Raw genomic sequence first — 15,470 nt, 5'->3', positions numbered from 1 at the left:
ATAAAATTTAGCATTATAAAACCGAGATAAAAATTTATAAAATCTCTTTTATGAGTAGTTGTGGAGTAACAAGTCCGCGGAATGAATTTTTTGATATACAAAAGATAATATCTATCATCTCGCCAACTCTAGCATGTCTTGTAAAGTTAAAGAATAGAGCCTCAAGTGTTTTATTATCCTTTTGCAAGATGAGCTTTAGGTGATTTTGATCTCTACCTATAAGTCTTTCATTTTTAACAAGAGCATTTTTTATCTTAAAGACTGGGCGTGGATTTTTCTGTCCATATGGCTCATAAAATTCTAAAATTTCAAGCAGCTCAAAGTCGATCTCGCTTGGCATTATGTCACCAAGTAGCTCGTCCGAGCTTTTGCACTCTTGCATATTTAGGCATGAGCAACTTTTATTTATCGCTTCTTTAAATTTCACCAAATTTTCAGGTGCAAGCGTAAGTCCAGCCGCTCCTTTGTGACCGCCGTAGCTTGTTAGTAAATTTTCGTGGCTTGCTATAAGAGATAAGATATCAAGCTTGCCAATGCTTCTAGCACTACCTTTTGCACGACCTTTATCGATACTAAAGACGATAGCTGGCTTTGCAAAGTGCTTTGCTAAGCGGCTAGCTACGATACCTATCACGCCCTCGTGCCACTGCTCACCCCAAGTGATGATGACTTCATCATCTTCTTTTACATCCTTTAGCGAGCACTCGAAGAGTTGGCGCTCCTCCTCTTTTCTGGAGTTGTTAAATTCGATAATGGTATCAAGGTAGTTGTAAGCCTCTTCTATGCTCTTTGCGCGCAAAAAGTTAAATGAATTCATCGCATCGTCCATGCGTCCGGCTGAATTTATAAGAGGTGCTATAAGAAAGCTGATATCATCGCACTCAAATTTTTCCTTACCATAAAACTCTTTTATAGCGTGAAATGCGGAACGCTTAGACGCATTTAGCTTACAAATGCCAAGGCGAACAAGCATTCTATTCATATCTCTTAGCTCCATCATATCAGCGATTATCGCGATAGCTAAAAGCTCTAGAAATTTGCTCATATCGTAATTTAGCCCAAAAACATCCTTTAACGCTCCAACCAAATACCAAGCGACCTCAGCACCACAAATTTCGATATTTGGGAAGTTGCAGTCTTCTTGCTTTGGATTGATGATCGCATAAGCTTCCGGGAGAACAGCTGGAGGCATGTGATGATCAGTAATAATAAGATCGATGCCTTTTTCTTTACAGATAATGGCCGCATCGTTTGCAGAGATGCCGTTATCAACGGTGATAATCAAGCTTACATCGGCTGAGAGTTCGTCTATTATCTCAGGATTTAGCCCATATCCATCTTTAAATCTATTTGGAATTTTTACTAGGTAGTCTTTCACGCCAAGATCATCAAAAAACTCGGCCAAAATTACGCTCGAAACAACACCATCAACATCATAATCGCCCACAATGGCTATACGCTCGTTTTTTTCTATCGCTTCTTTTATGCGATTAGCGCCTTTGTATATATCTTTTAAGGCACTTGGTGTCGGAATTTCACTAATTTTTTTATGTATGTCGTTACAAAATCTATGCGCTAGTAAATTCCTTATATCCTCTTTATTTAGCATGGTTTTGGTAAGAATTTTTAAAGAACTTACCAACTTTAGTTAATGCCACTTGTTCACTTAAATTTACACCCAAAGTGCTAAAAATTTGGCAACAAAAATGCTTTTTTTTCATCGTAATCTTTCGTCTTTATTTTGAATGCTTGGATTATATCTTTTTGAAATTTAATTTCTTATAATTTTAAATGAAAGTAAGATTTTAGGGCTCATGGCGAGCTTAAAAGCTTTGTTAAATTGATAGTCTTTACAAATTTAACCCGTCAAAAATAGTAAGTATTAGCAAAAATTTATACAATTAAATTTATAAATTTTAAATGGTTTATGTCATAAAGCTTAAACCATTTTTATAAAAATTTATTCCAAATTTCTCAAAAACTCCGCGTATTCTCTAGCGCCGCGCTCTAAATCGTCCTGGCTTGATACGTAATCCACACCCGGAGTCTCCTCGGCGCCGTAAAATGCGAAAAAGTCGCGGTAATCGGCGTGAAAATAGTATTTAAACGCAAGCTCAAACGGCGTAAGAACCTCGCGCAAGCTAAAATGATAGCGTCCTTGCGGGCAGTAGTCGCTCTTTTTGATGCCTGCGGTCACGGCTAGCGCTACCTTGCGCCCCGCTATGCCGTCCGAACCCCGTCCGTAGGCAAAGCCATGCGTCATCACCGCGTCGATCCACGATTTTAAAATCGGAGGGCAGGAGAAGTTGTGAAGTGGAAACTGCAAAACGAGGGCATCGTGGGCTCTGATGAGCTCTTGCTCGCGCGCAGCGTCGATACTTTCGCCCCCATAAACCTGCGTCAAATCATGAATGCTAAAGTGCTGCGGCTCTTTGAGAGCCTCTTGTAGCAAGCGTTTGTTTATGACCGAGTTTTGGATATCAGGGTGTGCTAAGATGATTAGAGTTTTCATTTTTCTCCTTAAAAATTTATAGAAAGAAGTGGGATTTATTTGGCAAATAATTGAATAAAACAGCAAAATTTTTAAAAGAATTTTTAGAGCCAGATGGCTCTAAATTTAAGATTTGACGTTTTCTAAACTTGCCTTTATAAAGCCTAATATCACAGGATTTGGTTTAGTTAGACGGCTAGTAAATTCAGGATGGCACTGCACGCCCACAAACCACGGATGGCCTTTTAGCTCGATAGCCTCTATCAGCCCATCGCTCTCACCGCTTACCAAAAGGCCATTTTTCTCAAAAATTTCTTTATATTTTGGATTTGCCTCGTAGCGGTGGCGGTGGCGCTCTTTTACACTCTTTGCATTGCCATAAATTTCAGCTAAAAGTGTCTTTGGTTTGATGTCGCAGTTATATGCTCCAAGCCTCATCGTGCCGCCAAGTGGGCTTGTGTGTGTTCTTATCTGTTTTTTGCCGTGAGCGTCGATAAAGCTATCGATTAGATAGATGATAGGGTTTTTACACTCTTTGTCAAATTCCATAGAATTTGCATCCTCTAAGCCCAAAACATCCCTTGCAAACTCAATGAGTGCTAGCTGCATACCAAGGCAAATTCCAAGATAAGGGATCTTATTTTCACGAGCAAATTTTATAGCTTGCATCTTGCCTAAAACGCCTCTTTCGCCAAAGCCGCCAGCTACTAAGATGCCATCTACGTCCTTTAAAAGCTCATTTACATTGTTCTCTTCTATCTTTTCGCTATCTATCCAGCGTAAATTTACCCTAGCATCCAAATTTGCTCCAGCGTGGATAATGCCCTCAGTTAGGCTCTTGTAGCTCTCTTTTAGATCGATATATTTACCTACAAATGCTATTGTAGTTTCATTTGTTGGAGCGATTATCCTTTTTACTAGGCTATCCCACTTTGCCATATCTGGTTTTAGCTCGCTAAAGCCTAAATTTTCAGCGATTGGAGTTAGTATGTCTTGCTTTAAAAATGAAAGTGGAATTTGATAGATGCTTGCGCTGTCCAAGCTCTCTATAACGCAGTTTTTTTCAACGCCACAGCTTGCTGCGATCTTATCTTTTAGCTCGCGGTTTAGTGGCATTTCAGATCTGCAGATGATGATGTCTGGTGTTATACCTATACGTCTTAGCTCACCTACACTGTGTTGGGTTGGCTTTGTCTTTAGCTCGCCAGCTACTTTGATAAATGGCACAAGCGTTAGGTGGATATTTAGCGCTCTTTTTTTACCAACTTCTACTCTTAGCGCTCTTATCGCCTCTAAAAATGGCAAGCCCTCGATATCGCCAACGGTTCCGCCGATCTCAACTATGAGCACGTCTTTACCTTCGCCTGCTTTTTTGATGCGATCAACTATCTCGCCAACGATGTGAGGGATCACTTGTATAGTCTTTCCAAGGTAATCGCCTCTTCGCTCTTTTTCGATCACTGAGCTATAAACTCTGCCCGTTGTGAAGTTATTATCTTGACTTAGGCTCTCATCTAAAAATCTCTCGTAGTGACCAAGGTCAAGATCTGTCTCTGCCCCATCGTCTGTGACAAAAACTTCGCCGTGTTCTAACGGGCTCATCGTGCCAGGATCTACGTTGATATATGGATCAGCTTTTAAAACACTTACTTTTAGTCCGGAATTTTTTAAAAGAGTCGCGATAGACGCAGCTGCAATGCCTTTTCCAAGTGAGCTTAAAACGCCACCCGTGATAAAAATGTACTTCGTCTCTTTTGCCATTAAATTTCCTTAAATTTATTTATTTTTTAATTGCGGATTATACCCCTTAAATATTTAGTAAGGCATTAATCGTATAAATTTTAAAAATTATTCTTTAAGTCTTTTTGTTATAGACTTCAAAAATCATGATAAAAAACTGCTTAAAAAACATCGCCTCTTTATATGTAGACGGCTTTAAAAATATGAAAATAGGCAAGAAATTATGGCTTCTCATAATAATAAAGCTTATCATTATGTTTGGAATTTTAAAGGTCTTCATCTTTGACGAGACTCTTAATACCAAATTTCAAACCGACGAAGAAAAAAGCGAATTTGTAATTCGAAATTTAATAAAGGAATAAAATGTCTGAGATGGATTTTGTCGACTGGTCTAGGGCACAGTTTGCACTAACCGCCATTTACCATTTTTTGTTTGTCCCGCTTACTCTGGGACTAAGTTTTATCATCGCTATCATGGAGACGATATATGTCAAAACTGGCGATAAAGCATGGCTTGAGATAACGAAATTTTGGCTAAAGCTCTTTGGTATAAATTTCGCTATCGGTGTCGCTACTGGTATCATCATGGAGTTTGAGTTTGGTACAAACTGGGCGAACTACAGCTGGTTTGTCGGCGATATTTTCGGCGCTCCTCTTGCGATTGAAGGCTTGCTCGCATTTTTTATGGAGAGTACATTTTTTGCCATTATGTTTTTTGGTTGGGATAAAGTTAGCAAGAAATTTCACCTGCTTTCAACTTGGCTTGTTGCGATCGGTTCAAATTTAAGCGCACTTTGGATCTTAATTGCAAATGGATGGATGCAGTACCCAATAGGCATGAAATTTAACCCAGATACCGCTAGAATGGAGATGGAAAATTTCTTCGAAGTCGCGCTAAATCCTCTTGGCATTAGCAAATTTTTACACACAGTAACTAGCGGCTACACTATCTCAGCTATTTTTGTGATAGGAATTTCTGCTTGGTTTTTAATTAAAAAACGCCACATATTACTAGCTAAAAAAAGTATTGTGGTTGCTAGCGCATTTGGACTTATCACATCGGCATTTTTACTACTTAGCGGCGATGAAAGCGCATATTTTGTAGCTCAAAAGCAACCTATGAAGCTTGCAGCCATGGAGGGACTTTATAAAGGCGAGAAAAACGCTGGTCTAGTTGCTGCTGGTATTTTAAACCTAGCTAAAAAGCTTGACAACGAGAGCGAGCCATTTTTGCTTGAGATAAAGGTGCCTTACGCACTTGGCATCATGGCAAACAGAGAGCTTGACTCATTTACGCCAGGTATAAATGACCTACTTTATGGCAATAGCGAGCACAATCTAATAAGCGTAGAAGAGAAGATGGCAAAGGGCAAAGTAGCTATCGAAGCTCTCAAAAACTACAAAGAAGCCAAAAAAGCAAATGACGAGAGCCTAATGAAAACTTCTCTTTCAAATTTAGAAAGTAACCTAAATTTCTTAGGATATGGCTATCTTAAAGACGCAAAAGAGGCTGTGCCACCAGTTGCGCTTACATTTTATAGCTTCCATATCATGGTCGCTCTTGGCACTTACTTCATAGCTCTTTTTGCTATTACGCTCTATCTAAATCTTTCAAGAAAATATAAATTTGAAAACATAAGAGCGTTTTTGTGGATCTGCCTCTTTACTATACCGCTTGGCTACATCGCAGCTGAAGCTGGCTGGATAGTAGCAGAGGTCGGTCGTCAGCCATGGGTGATACAAGATCTCATGACCGTTGGCGTTGGAGCTACGAATTTAGCAGACTCAAATATCAAAATTTCATTTATATTATTTGCTGTTTTATTTACGGTCTTGCTGATTGCTGAGATCAAAATCATGCTTAAGCAAATAAAGATAGGATTTAACGACCATGCATAGTTTAAGCTTAGAAAATTTACAAATTTATTGGTGGTTTATAGTTAGCCTTCTTGGCGGACTTTTGGTATTTATGATGTTTGTTCAAGGCGGCCAGTCGCTCATCTTTAGCCTTGGCAAGGACGAGCTTAAAAAAGATATGCTCATAAATTCTATCGGTAGAAAATGGGAGCTTACATTTACGACGCTTGTTATGTTTGGTGGTGCATGCTTTGCGGCGTTCCCGCTATTTTACGCTACTAGCTTTGGTGGTGCTTACTGGGTTTGGCTGGCTATTTTATTTTGCTTTATCATCCAAGCTGTAAGCTACGAGTACCGCAAAAAGCCTGATAACTTCTTAGGCGCTAGAACTTATGAAATTTTCCTTTTCATAAATGGCTCACTTGGTGTTATCCTTATTGGCATGGCGGTTAGTACATTTTTTAGCGGAAGCGACTTTGTGCTAAATGAGCACAACTTTGTCGAGTGGAAGACTCCGTTTCGCGGTCTTGAAGCATTGGCAAACCCTTACTTGTACTTACTTGGCATAGCAATGTTTTTCCTATCTCGCGTAGGCGGCTGCTTATATCTTATGAACAACATCGCTGATGGTGAATTTATACAAAACGCTAGAAAACAGCTACTTATCAACACTGTGCTATTCTTGCCATTTTTCCTAGGCTTTCTTGCGTGGATACTTACAAAAGATGGCTTTGCATACGACGCAAATGGCGTAGTTAACCTTATGCCTTACAAATACGCTATAAATTTGATCGAGATGCCTATCGTTGGTATATTGCTTCTTGTTGGCGTTGTTTTGGTACTTGTTGGAATTTTCCAAGGGGTATTTACAAAAAGCATTCGTGGAATTTTTGCTTACGGCGTTGGCGTAACGCTAGCTGTGACTGCACTATTTTTGATAACAGGCCTAAATGGCACTGCATTTTATCCGTCATTTAGCGACCTTTCTAGCTCGCTAACTATCAAAAATGCAAGCTCTAGCCACTATACACTTGGAGTTATGGCATATGTTAGCTTGCTAGTGCCAGTAGTACTTGCTTATATCATCGTCGTTTGGCGAGCGATAGATAGCAAGAAGATCACGCAAGACGAGATCGAAAACGATCATCACGCATACTAAGGATAAAAGATGTTAGAAGCAGGAATTTTTTTGATACTTTGGCCAGTAACGCTATTTATTAGCTATAAATTTGTTCTATTTTCTCTTAAGAAATTTGACGAAAATAACTAAAATTTAGGGGCGTTTGCTCCTAAATTCTTCTTTTTATTTTTACCCTTTAAAACGACTCTTTTATAAATTTATTTAAGCCACTTTTCATATAAGCGTTAGTTCTGTGTGAAATTTGGGTAGTAAGATATCATTAAATTTTATTAAAGGAGCGAAAATGAGCAAGAATTTCTTAGGTTCTGTTGCCCTTGCGGCTGTTTTGGTTAGTGGTCTTAGTATAGGTATCACGCCACTAGAGGCTGGAGTCCTGGCTCATCACGTAAAGGTTCAAGGTGAGCTTGGATCAGTCTTTATAAATCCCTACGACGTATCGCCTCTAACTGCTATCATCGATAGAGCTGGCAAAGACATCAAAGATATCCACGTCAAAGTAAAAGGCAAGCCAGATGGTGGTATCGATATCGACTACAACGTCTCAGAGCATGCTTTGCTTACGCATGATGGTGTGCCTATTTGGGGGCTTTACCCTGACTATCTAAATGAAGTAGTCATAAGCTACACATTTAATGGAGCTAAAAAGGTAGAAACATATAAAATTTACGCCCAGCCTATCGTCACATATAGCCGTGATTTTAGATTTTCTCACATGCAAAAGACTCGCGTCAAAAAGGTCGATCCTGCCTTTAAAAACAGGCTCTATCTCATAAATAACACGATCACAAGCATCTATAAACCACTTGATTGGAAAAATGGCGGAGCTGCTAGCTGGAACGACTTTACCGAAAACTACATCGTAGATACCAAAGGTGAGGTTAGATGGTATCTTGACTATCAGAAATTTTACGACCGCAGCGAGAGAAGAGTGATGGATGGAGGCATGATGATGGGCTTTCATCAGCTAAAAAACGGCGATATCAGCTTTGGTATGGCACAAAGATATCTAAGATATGACCTTATGGGAAAAGAAATTTATAATCGCCCGCTTCCAAGAGGCTACATCGATCTAAGCCATGAAGTTATGCCATTAAAGGACGATCACGCACTTCTTAGGGTTGGAAAATACAACTACCACCACAAAGATGGCAAAATTTCTCACACTATAAGAGATCACATCATCGAGGTCGATAGCACCGGTAAAGTGGTCGAAGAGTGGGATCTAAATGAAATTTTTGGCAATAACGTCTACCGCAGCAACCTCATAAAAGCGCTTGATGCTAGAGCTGTTTGCCTAAATATCGATATGGATGCAAAAGAGATAAAGATAAGCGACGATCAGCCATTTGGCGACATCACCTCTACTGGCACAGGTAGAAACTGGGCTCACGTAAATTCTATCTCATACGATGAGAGCGATGATAGCATCATCCTCTCACTTCGCCACCAAGGCATCGTAAAGATAGGACGTGACAAGAAAGTAAAATGGATATTAGCTTCGCCTGAGGGCTGGAGTGAAGAATTTAAAGCCAAAGTGCTAACTCCAGTCGATAGCAAAGGTAATAAGATAAAATGCGAAAACTCAAAATGCGAGGGTGAATTTGACTGGTCATGGACTCAGCACACCGCATGGCTCACACCAAGATATGACAACAAAGGCAGCATAAAACACCTAAGTGTCTTTGACAATGGCGATGCAAGGGGCATGGAGCAGCCAGCATTTAAAGAGGATAAATATTCACGTGCGGTTGAGTACAAGATAGATGAGAAAAAGGGCACGGTTGAACAAACTTGGCAGTTTGGCAAGGAGCGTGGCTTTGACTTTTATAGCGCAGTTACTAGCAACGTCGAGTGGCAAAAAGATAAAAATACCTACTTCATCTCAAGCTCAAATGTAAATTTACTCCGTCCTGACAAGACTATCAAAATGGTCTTAGTTGAGATCGATCCAAAGACAAATGAGATCAAATTTGAGATGGATGTGGACTCTGCTTCAAGAGATGATGTTGCTTATAGGGCGATGGTTATTGATCCGGAGGTATTTAGTTATTAGCAGTATCTGGTGTGAGATTTTTCTCGCACCAGCTTTTAGTTGTTGTTTTGAAATTTATAGATTGCTTCTTTGATTCTAGTAAGGTTAAAATTTATCGCTCGCTCTAGTTCTGGCAAGTCTATATCTTTATCAGCTTCAAACGCTTTTACCATCTCGCTTAACTCTTTTGTCTCATCGCTTGCAAGAACTGTGCTTTTAAAATCATCATCGTCTATCTGATCAAATTTTAAAAAGATTGATGCAAATTTATCTTTCAAAATTTCTTTATTTAGCTTTCTATTTTCCAAAGCTTTCTTTGTCCCGCCATTTTTATTACAGGTTCTAAATATCGAATCTATTGTTTCATTCACTTCATCAAGTAAAATTTCTGTTTTTTCACTTTGCATATAAAACTCTCTTAACTATAAATTAAATTTAAAATAAAAGCTAAATCGCTCTTGTTTTGGAGATTAGAAGTTGTTTTACTTCTTCGCGTAAAAAGGAAAAATTAAAGTTGTATTTGTGAAGTTATTTTCATAAAAGTTTGCGCCAGAATTTAAAATTTTAGTTTGCATTGGCATCACTTTTATGCCCTCTGTTTTTGCGATCATTTTCTCATCCTTGTTAAAAAATTTTATCGCATTGTATAAATTTTCATAGGTCTTGTAAATTGTACCAAGGTACAATAAAGCCCTATAAATCAATATTTATAACACATTGATAATATTTTTACGTTATTATTTTGTACACTGCTTTGATTAAAATTACCGAAATTTCGTAGCTATTTAGCTCATCCTTTTTGGATAAATTTTAAAAATTTAATGTGTTATTTATGTAATAAAAAAATTTTTAAATTTGCAAAATTTTTTTAAAATCTTTGATACTTTATATGTGATAAAATCCTCTCAAATTTTAAAAAAGGATCAAATTTGAGAAGCGACATAATCAAAAAAGGCTACACAAGAGCCCCACACCGCTCACTTTTACGTGCGACTGGACTAAAAGACGATGACTTTGCTAAACCCTTTATCGGCGTTGCAAACAGCTTTATAGAGATCATACCTGGGCACTTTTTCTTAAACAAATACGCACAAATTTTAAAAGATGAAATTCGCAAAAATGGCTGTATTCCATTTGAGTTTAACTGCATCGGCGTGGATGATGGCATCGCGATGGGGCATGGAGGCATGCTATATAGCTTGCCTAGCCGCGAGATCATCGCAAACTCGATAGAAACTGTGATGAACGCTCATGCACTTGACGCACTTGTTTGTATGCCAAACTGCGATAAGATCGTCCCTGGCATGGTTATGGGCGCTTTAAGAGTAAATGTACCGACCGTGTTTGTAAGCGGTGGCCCAATGAAAAAGGGCTACACAAAAGATGGCAAGCCAATTGATCTTGCAACTGCGTTTGAGGCGGTTGGTAAATTTGAGACCAAAGAGATAGATGAGGCCGAGCTAAAAGATATCGAGTGCAACGCATGTCCAAGTGGTGGCAGCTGCAGCGGTATGTTTACAGCAAATTCTATGAATACACTTTGCGAAGCAATGGGCATAGCTCTCCCTGGCAATGGCACCATCCTTGCACTAACCCCTGAACGCGAAGAGCTCATCAGGCAGGCTGCTCGCAGGATCTGTGAGATCGCCCTTGATGAGAAATTTAAGATAAGAAACATACTAAATGAAAAGGCGATCCGCAACGCACTTGTCGTTGATATGGCGATGGGTGGTAGCAGCAACACCGTTCTTCACATGCTAGCCATCTCAAGAGAGGCTGGCGTAAATTTAGACATCAAAGAGCTAAACAAGATCAGTCAAAACATCGCTCACATCGCTAAGATCAGCCCAAGCTTGCCAAACGTGCACATGGAGGATGTCGGCAGAGCTGGCGGTATGAATGCGGTGATAAAAGAAATTTCACGCAGAGATAATGGCATGCTAAATTTAGACAATCTCACAGTTAGTGGCGAAACTCTGGGAGAGCGCGTAAAGATAAGTGACATCAAAGATGAGAGTATCATTCACAAAGTAGAAAACGCCTATTCACAAGTTGGCGGACTTGCCATTTTGTTTGGAAATTTAGCCGAGCAAGGCTGTGTCATCAAGACAGCTGGCATCGTTGGTGAGCGTAAATTTAGCGGCAAAGCAGTCTGCTTTAACTCACAAGATGAAGCAATAGCTGGCATCTCAAGTGGCAAAGTAGATAAAGGCGATGTCGTCGTCATCCGATACGAAGGTCCGCGCGGAGGCCCTGGCATGCAAGAGATGCTAAGCCCTACTTCACTCATCATGGGACGAGGCCTTGGCGCAGACGTGGCGCTCATCACAGATGGTCGCTTTAGCGGAGCGACAAGAGGTCTAAGCATCGGCCACGTGAGCCCAGAAGCAGCCGAGGGTGGCATGATAGGCTTGCTACAAGATGGCGACATAATCGATATAGACGTCGATAAATACGAGATAAACGTTCGCCTAAGCGAGTCTGAGATCGCAAAGAGAAGAGCGGAATTTAAGCCAGTTGATAAACCGCTAACCTCTCGCTGGCTAAGGCAATACCGCAAACTAGTCACAAACGCAAGCAACGGAGCGGTGCTAGAAGCATAAAAATTTATTACAAAAGCAAGGAGTAGTCTCTTTGCTTTTGTAAAAATATAAAAATTTCTTCATTTTTTAAGGATACTAAATGCAACAAGATTTTTATTTTTATGCCGCCATATTTTTAGGAGTACTATTTTTGATTGCGATATTTGTCATCTATTCATTTAATAGAGACAAACTCGAACTAAAAAGAAATTTGGCGCAAAAAGAGCAAGAAAATTTTGAAATTTCATCAAATCTAACAAATTTAGTATCTAAAAATAGTGAAAATCTGCAGCTAATTAGCGAGCAAAAAGCAAGACTTATGTCAAATCATGAGCGAATAGACGAGCTCATCAGTGAGATCGATGCTCTAAAAACCAAAATAGCACAAAAAGACAAAGCCGAAGACGTGATGGAGCGCGTGATAAACGAGCTTAAAGAGAGTATCGGTACAGCAAATGAAAGGGCCAAGAATAACGAGGCAAATTTCACTGCAACACTAGCCGAGCTAAATCAAAATAAAAATGCTTTAGTTGAAGCGAGTGAGAGAGAAAATAGACTAAAACGTGATATGGCTGTGCTTAGAAATGAAATAGAAGCAAAAGAGAATAGCCTAAAAGAGCAAGAGGCAAATTTATTAAAAGTAAAAAATGAATTAAATCTGGAATTTTCTAATCTTGCAAATAAAATATTTGAAGAAAAAAGTGCAAATTTCACACAAAATAGCCAAAATTCTTTAGATCTTTTACTAAAGCCACTAAAGGAGCAAATTTCAACCTTTCAAGAGCGCGTAAATGCAGTCCACGACGAATCAGTTAAAGGCATGAGCGCGCTAGGAACGCAGATTAAGCACATAGGTGAGATTGGTATCTCAATGTCAAAAGAGGCAAACTCGCTAGCCACTGCACTAAAAGGTAGCAATAAAACACTTGGAAACTGGGGCGAAATACAGCTTGAACGCACATTTGAGGCTTCTGGACTTATAAAAGATGAGCATTACTTGACACAACAAAATTTCAAGAACGAAGAAGGCAAACGTCTTATTCCTGATTTTATAGTAAAGATACCAGATGGCAAGCATCTAATAGTTGATTCTAAAGTCTCACTTATAGCTTACGAAAAGGCTATCACAGCCAGCAATGAAGAGGAGCTAAATTTAGCATTGAAAGAGCATATTGCTTCTATGAAAAATCACATAGATAGCTTAAATAGTAAAAATTACGGTGAGATCGTACCTGATAGCCCTGATTTTGTATTGATGTTTATACCAATTGAGCCAGCATATATCGAGGCTATGAAATTTGATAGTTCTCTTTTTGACTACGCATTTCAAAAGCGCGTAATACTAGTATCTCACACTACGCTTATGCCTATTCTTCGCACAGTGGCAAATTTATGGCGCATAGAGCGTGGCAATGAAGAGGCCAAAAATATTGTAAAGAGTGCGATTAAAATTTATGATAAAGTCCGCAATGTGGCCGAGCATATGAATAGACTTAGCAATACACTAAATACTGCGAATAAACATTTTAATGCCCTTGCATCAAGTTTTAGTGGTAGAGATGGTCTTGTTAGTAGACTTGAAAATTTTAAACGCTTGTCTCCAGACGAGCAAAAAGATATAGAAGTAAAAGAAATAGGCGTAAATAACGAATTAGAAAAAGAGGATTAGGATATGGCTAGAAAGTCTAGCCATAAAATTTATTTTAAAAGACCTTGTTTTTTCATTTGTTCCATTACTTGAGCAAACATCTCTTTAGCTTGTTTGCAAGTAGCGTCTTGTTGCTCTTTTGGAAGTGCAGCAAGTTGATCCATTGATTGTTTCTTTTGATCTTCGTACATTTTTACTTGTTGATCTTGTCCAGCTTGTTTGTAAGCTTCAACCATCTTATCGATGTCTGAGAAGTATGATTTGCAAGTATCTGTAAGATCTGCAGCGTTTAGGCTTAGTGCAAAGCCAAGAGTAGCTAAAACTAAAAGTGATTTTTTCATCTCTTTCTCCTTGTGAAAATTTGAAAGGATTGTATCATTTTTATAATATTTTATGACTTAAATTAATAGTCAAGGTAAACACCTCGACTATTTTGGCTTTTAGCCTAGAAATTCGCGTTTAAAATACTCTTTTGGAGCTTTGCAAAGCGGGCAAGCACCTGGAGCTTTTTTGCCTCTGTGAACGTGTCCGCACACCTCGCAAACCCAGATATCCTCTTCGTCGCTCTCAAAAAAGCCCTCTTCATCAAGCATCTTTTTAAGCTCCAAATACTCTCTTTCATGCTCAACCTCAACCTTACCGATCGCGTTAAATAGCCTCTCAACATCTCTTAGCTCTTCTTCTTTTGCGATCTTTGCAAAGTCTGGATACATTGTCGTATGCTCATAGTTTTCACCAGCTGCCGCATCAAGTAAATTTTTATCCATCTTGTCAATTGGATCGTTCATTAGCTCGTGATATTTTTTAAACTCAGCTCTTGCGTGCCATTTTTCATTTTCAGCTGCCTCGTAAAAGTGTCTAGCTATTGCGTGATAGCCTGCTTCTTTGGCTAGATCGCCATAAAGCTCATACTTGTTTCTAGCTTGTGACTCGCCAGCAAATGCCTTCATCAAATTTACCGCTGTTAAATTTTCAGTCACACATTTCATCTCTTCGCCGCAACAGGTTAGTGTACCGCCGCCAACCTTTTGCACCTCGATCTCGTTACCGCATTTTTCGCATTTGTATGTTTCGTACTGTCTCATTTTGACTCCTATTTTGATAAATTTTGATCAGATTATAACCAAATAATTAAAATAAGTAAATAATAATTTTTATTGATAACGTATATTATTATTTTATTTTTTACATAAAATTTGTGTGAGTTTTGTTACAAATGGAGAGACTAGCAAAAGCACAGGATACGCTACCACAAAGGCTTTTACGTAAGCAGTTAGCCAAATTTTAATAAAGCCATCAACAAAGCCAAGGTTTAGATATGTCAGCACAAATGACATGAAAAAAGCCATAAATGCTGACATTATAAACGCAAAAACATATTTATAAAATTTTGCTGGTATCATGAAATTTTGCCTATCAGCTCGCCTAGTCTTTTTGCGTGATCGAGCGCCTTTTGCCTCATCAAAGCAAGCTTTGCCTCATCGTGCCTGCTCTGATACGATAACCCTCCGCTATAAACATAGCCTGCAAACTCCATTCCGCAAGTATTTGCTAACGCCTTAAGTGGCGGCAAAAATTCCTCTATCTCGTATCGCTGAAGTGCTTCTTTTTTATAAAGCTCCTCAGGTGCGCCAGAAGTAAAAGAAAGTACTAGCTTTTTGTCACGTAGCTTATCTCCGCTACTGCCATGAGAGAAGCCATGAACTAGCACGTCCTCAAACCACTTTTGTAAAAGAGATGGCACACCGTACCAGAAAAATGGATAAACAAGCACGATCACATCAGCTTTTACTAGCTTTTCTTGCTCAGCTTTTACATCGATCACGTAGTTTTTATAAAGCTCACTTAGTATGTCAAATTTAGCCTCTGGCAAGTGCTTTTTTAGCTCGCCTAAAATGATCTTATTCGCAAAAGAATTTTCAAGGTCGGTGTGACCTGATACGACTAAAATTTCACTCATTTTTACTCCTTAAATTTAC

Annotated in this window: 15 protein-coding genes; 6 read left to right on the top strand and 9 right to left on the bottom strand. The window is 39.0% G+C overall.

The genetic code is table 11. The features are described 5' to 3' along the window. Positions 1-34: 34 nt before the first annotated feature. The 3 genes from recJ to A3854_RS01450 all read right to left on the bottom strand — a co-directional run bounded on the left by recJ (position 35) and on the right by A3854_RS01450 (position 4,252). Positions 35-1,609, bottom strand: coding sequence for a single-stranded-DNA-specific exonuclease RecJ (gene recJ / locus A3854_RS01460; RefSeq protein ID WP_084041022.1), 1,575 nt, complete (start codon positions 1,607-1,609; stop codon positions 35-37). Between the two features lie 351 nt (positions 1,610-1,960). Then, on the bottom strand, positions 1,961-2,512 hold the full coding sequence (locus A3854_RS01455; protein WP_084041021.1) for an NAD(P)H-dependent oxidoreductase: 552 nt from the start codon (positions 2,510-2,512) through the stop codon (positions 1,961-1,963). Positions 2,513-2,617: 105 nt separating this feature from the next. Then, positions 2,618-4,252, bottom strand: a complete 1,635-nt coding sequence (locus tag A3854_RS01450; protein ID WP_084041020.1) for a CTP synthase — start codon at positions 4,250-4,252, stop codon at positions 2,618-2,620. A gap of 125 nt (positions 4,253-4,377) precedes the next feature. Here A3854_RS01450 and A3854_RS01445 point away from each other — a divergent pair, with 125 nt between their 5' ends. The 4 genes from A3854_RS01445 (at position 4,378) to A3854_RS01430 (ending at position 9,282) form a co-directional block, all read left to right on the top strand. Then, positions 4,378-4,593: a DUF4492 domain-containing protein gene (locus tag A3854_RS01445; protein WP_084041019.1), complete on the top strand. Its 216-nt coding sequence runs from the start codon at positions 4,378-4,380 to the stop codon at positions 4,591-4,593. Between the two features lies 1 nt (position 4,594). Further along, positions 4,595-6,130, top strand: a complete 1,536-nt coding sequence (locus A3854_RS01440) for a cytochrome ubiquinol oxidase subunit I (protein WP_084041018.1) — start codon at positions 4,595-4,597, stop codon at positions 6,128-6,130. Continuing rightward, entirely contained in the window at positions 6,123-7,247 is a 1,125-nt protein-coding gene (locus tag A3854_RS01435) for a cytochrome d ubiquinol oxidase subunit II (RefSeq protein ID WP_084041017.1), read from the top strand. Before A3854_RS01440 ends, A3854_RS01435 begins: the two co-directional genes overlap by 8 nt. Positions 7,248-7,512: 265 nt before the next feature. Beyond that, positions 7,513-9,282 carry an aryl-sulfate sulfotransferase gene (locus A3854_RS01430; protein ID WP_084041016.1) on the top strand — a complete coding sequence of 590 codons (1,770 nt, stop codon included), beginning with the start codon at positions 7,513-7,515 and terminating at the stop codon, positions 9,280-9,282. A 35-nt stretch (positions 9,283-9,317) separates the two neighbouring features. Here the strand turns inward: A3854_RS01430 and A3854_RS01425 are convergent, their stop codons facing one another. Next, positions 9,318-9,668, bottom strand: coding sequence for a hypothetical protein (locus A3854_RS01425; RefSeq protein WP_084041015.1), 351 nt, complete (start codon positions 9,666-9,668; stop codon positions 9,318-9,320). Positions 9,669-9,743: 75 nt separating this feature from the next. Next, a complete protein-coding gene (locus A3854_RS09450; protein ID WP_141081819.1) occupies positions 9,744-9,947 on the bottom strand; it encodes a hypothetical protein in 204 nt (67 codons plus the stop codon). 243 nt (positions 9,948-10,190) lie between these two features. Here A3854_RS09450 and ilvD point away from each other — a divergent pair, with 243 nt between their 5' ends. Together ilvD and rmuC are read left to right on the top strand one after the other, a co-directional pair. After that, the gene (gene ilvD, locus A3854_RS01420; RefSeq protein ID WP_084041014.1) at positions 10,191-11,864 is read left to right on the top strand and encodes a dihydroxy-acid dehydratase; all 1,674 of its coding nucleotides are present in this window, start codon (positions 10,191-10,193) and stop codon (positions 11,862-11,864) included. 79 nt (positions 11,865-11,943) lie between these two features. Continuing rightward, on the top strand, positions 11,944-13,512 hold the full coding sequence (gene rmuC, locus A3854_RS01415) for a DNA recombination protein RmuC (RefSeq protein ID WP_084041013.1): 1,569 nt from the start codon (positions 11,944-11,946) through the stop codon (positions 13,510-13,512). A gap of 29 nt (positions 13,513-13,541) precedes the next feature. Here rmuC and A3854_RS01410 read toward each other — a convergent pair whose 3' ends face one another. The 4 genes from A3854_RS01410 to A3854_RS01395 form a co-directional block, all read right to left on the bottom strand. Continuing rightward, positions 13,542-13,832, bottom strand: a complete 291-nt coding sequence (locus A3854_RS01410; protein ID WP_084041012.1) for a DUF5339 domain-containing protein — start codon at positions 13,830-13,832, stop codon at positions 13,542-13,544. A gap of 99 nt (positions 13,833-13,931) precedes the next feature. Beyond that, positions 13,932-14,576: a ferritin family protein gene (locus A3854_RS01405; RefSeq protein WP_021091887.1), complete on the bottom strand. Its 645-nt coding sequence runs from the start codon at positions 14,574-14,576 to the stop codon at positions 13,932-13,934. 93 nt (positions 14,577-14,669) lie between these two features. Further along, on the bottom strand, positions 14,670-14,852 hold the full coding sequence (locus A3854_RS01400; protein WP_307781501.1) for a DUF2798 domain-containing protein: 183 nt from the start codon (positions 14,850-14,852) through the stop codon (positions 14,670-14,672). Between the two features lie 38 nt (positions 14,853-14,890). After that, entirely contained in the window at positions 14,891-15,451 is a 561-nt protein-coding gene (locus A3854_RS01395) for an NAD(P)H-dependent oxidoreductase (RefSeq protein WP_084041010.1), read from the bottom strand. Positions 15,452-15,470: the final 19 nt, after the last annotated feature.

The organism is Campylobacter concisus (assembly GCF_002092845.1).
Lineage (GTDB): Bacteria > Campylobacterota > Campylobacteria > Campylobacterales > Campylobacteraceae > Campylobacter_A > Campylobacter_A concisus_AQ.
Note: the sequence above shows the minus strand (reverse complement) of the source record. Positions and strands in the feature narration are given on the sequence as shown.

What these genes read in the sequence shown, in the direction of transcription:
- A3854_RS01455 (WP_084041021.1), bottom strand. Translation starts at nt 2,512, where the DNA reads ATGAAAACTCTAATCATCTTAGCACACCCTGATATCCAAAACTCGGTC.
- A3854_RS01440 (WP_084041018.1), top strand. Translation starts at nt 4,595, where the DNA reads ATGTCTGAGATGGATTTTGTCGACTGGTCTAGGGCACAGTTTGCACTA.
- A3854_RS01435 (WP_084041017.1), top strand. Translation starts at nt 6,123, where the DNA reads ATGCATAGTTTAAGCTTAGAAAATTTACAAATTTATTGGTGGTTTATA.
- A3854_RS01450 (WP_084041020.1), bottom strand. Translation starts at nt 4,252, where the DNA reads ATGGCAAAAGAGACGAAGTACATTTTTATCACGGGTGGCGTTTTAAGC.
- A3854_RS01425 (WP_084041015.1), bottom strand. Translation starts at nt 9,668, where the DNA reads ATGCAAAGTGAAAAAACAGAAATTTTACTTGATGAAGTGAATGAAACA.
- rmuC (WP_084041013.1), top strand. Translation starts at nt 11,944, where the DNA reads ATGCAACAAGATTTTTATTTTTATGCCGCCATATTTTTAGGAGTACTA.
- A3854_RS01400 (WP_307781501.1), bottom strand. Translation starts at nt 14,852, where the DNA reads ATGTCAGCATTTATGGCTTTTTTCATGTCATTTGTGCTGACATATCTA.
- recJ (WP_084041022.1), bottom strand. Translation starts at nt 1,609, where the DNA reads ATGCTAAATAAAGAGGATATAAGGAATTTACTAGCGCATAGATTTTGT.
- A3854_RS01395 (WP_084041010.1), bottom strand. Translation starts at nt 15,451, where the DNA reads ATGAGTGAAATTTTAGTCGTATCAGGTCACACCGACCTTGAAAATTCT.
- A3854_RS01445 (WP_084041019.1), top strand. Translation starts at nt 4,378, where the DNA reads ATGATAAAAAACTGCTTAAAAAACATCGCCTCTTTATATGTAGACGGC.
- A3854_RS01405 (WP_021091887.1), bottom strand. Translation starts at nt 14,576, where the DNA reads ATGAGACAGTACGAAACATACAAATGCGAAAAATGCGGTAACGAGATC.
- A3854_RS01430 (WP_084041016.1), top strand. Translation starts at nt 7,513, where the DNA reads ATGAGCAAGAATTTCTTAGGTTCTGTTGCCCTTGCGGCTGTTTTGGTT.
- A3854_RS01410 (WP_084041012.1), bottom strand. Translation starts at nt 13,832, where the DNA reads ATGAAAAAATCACTTTTAGTTTTAGCTACTCTTGGCTTTGCACTAAGC.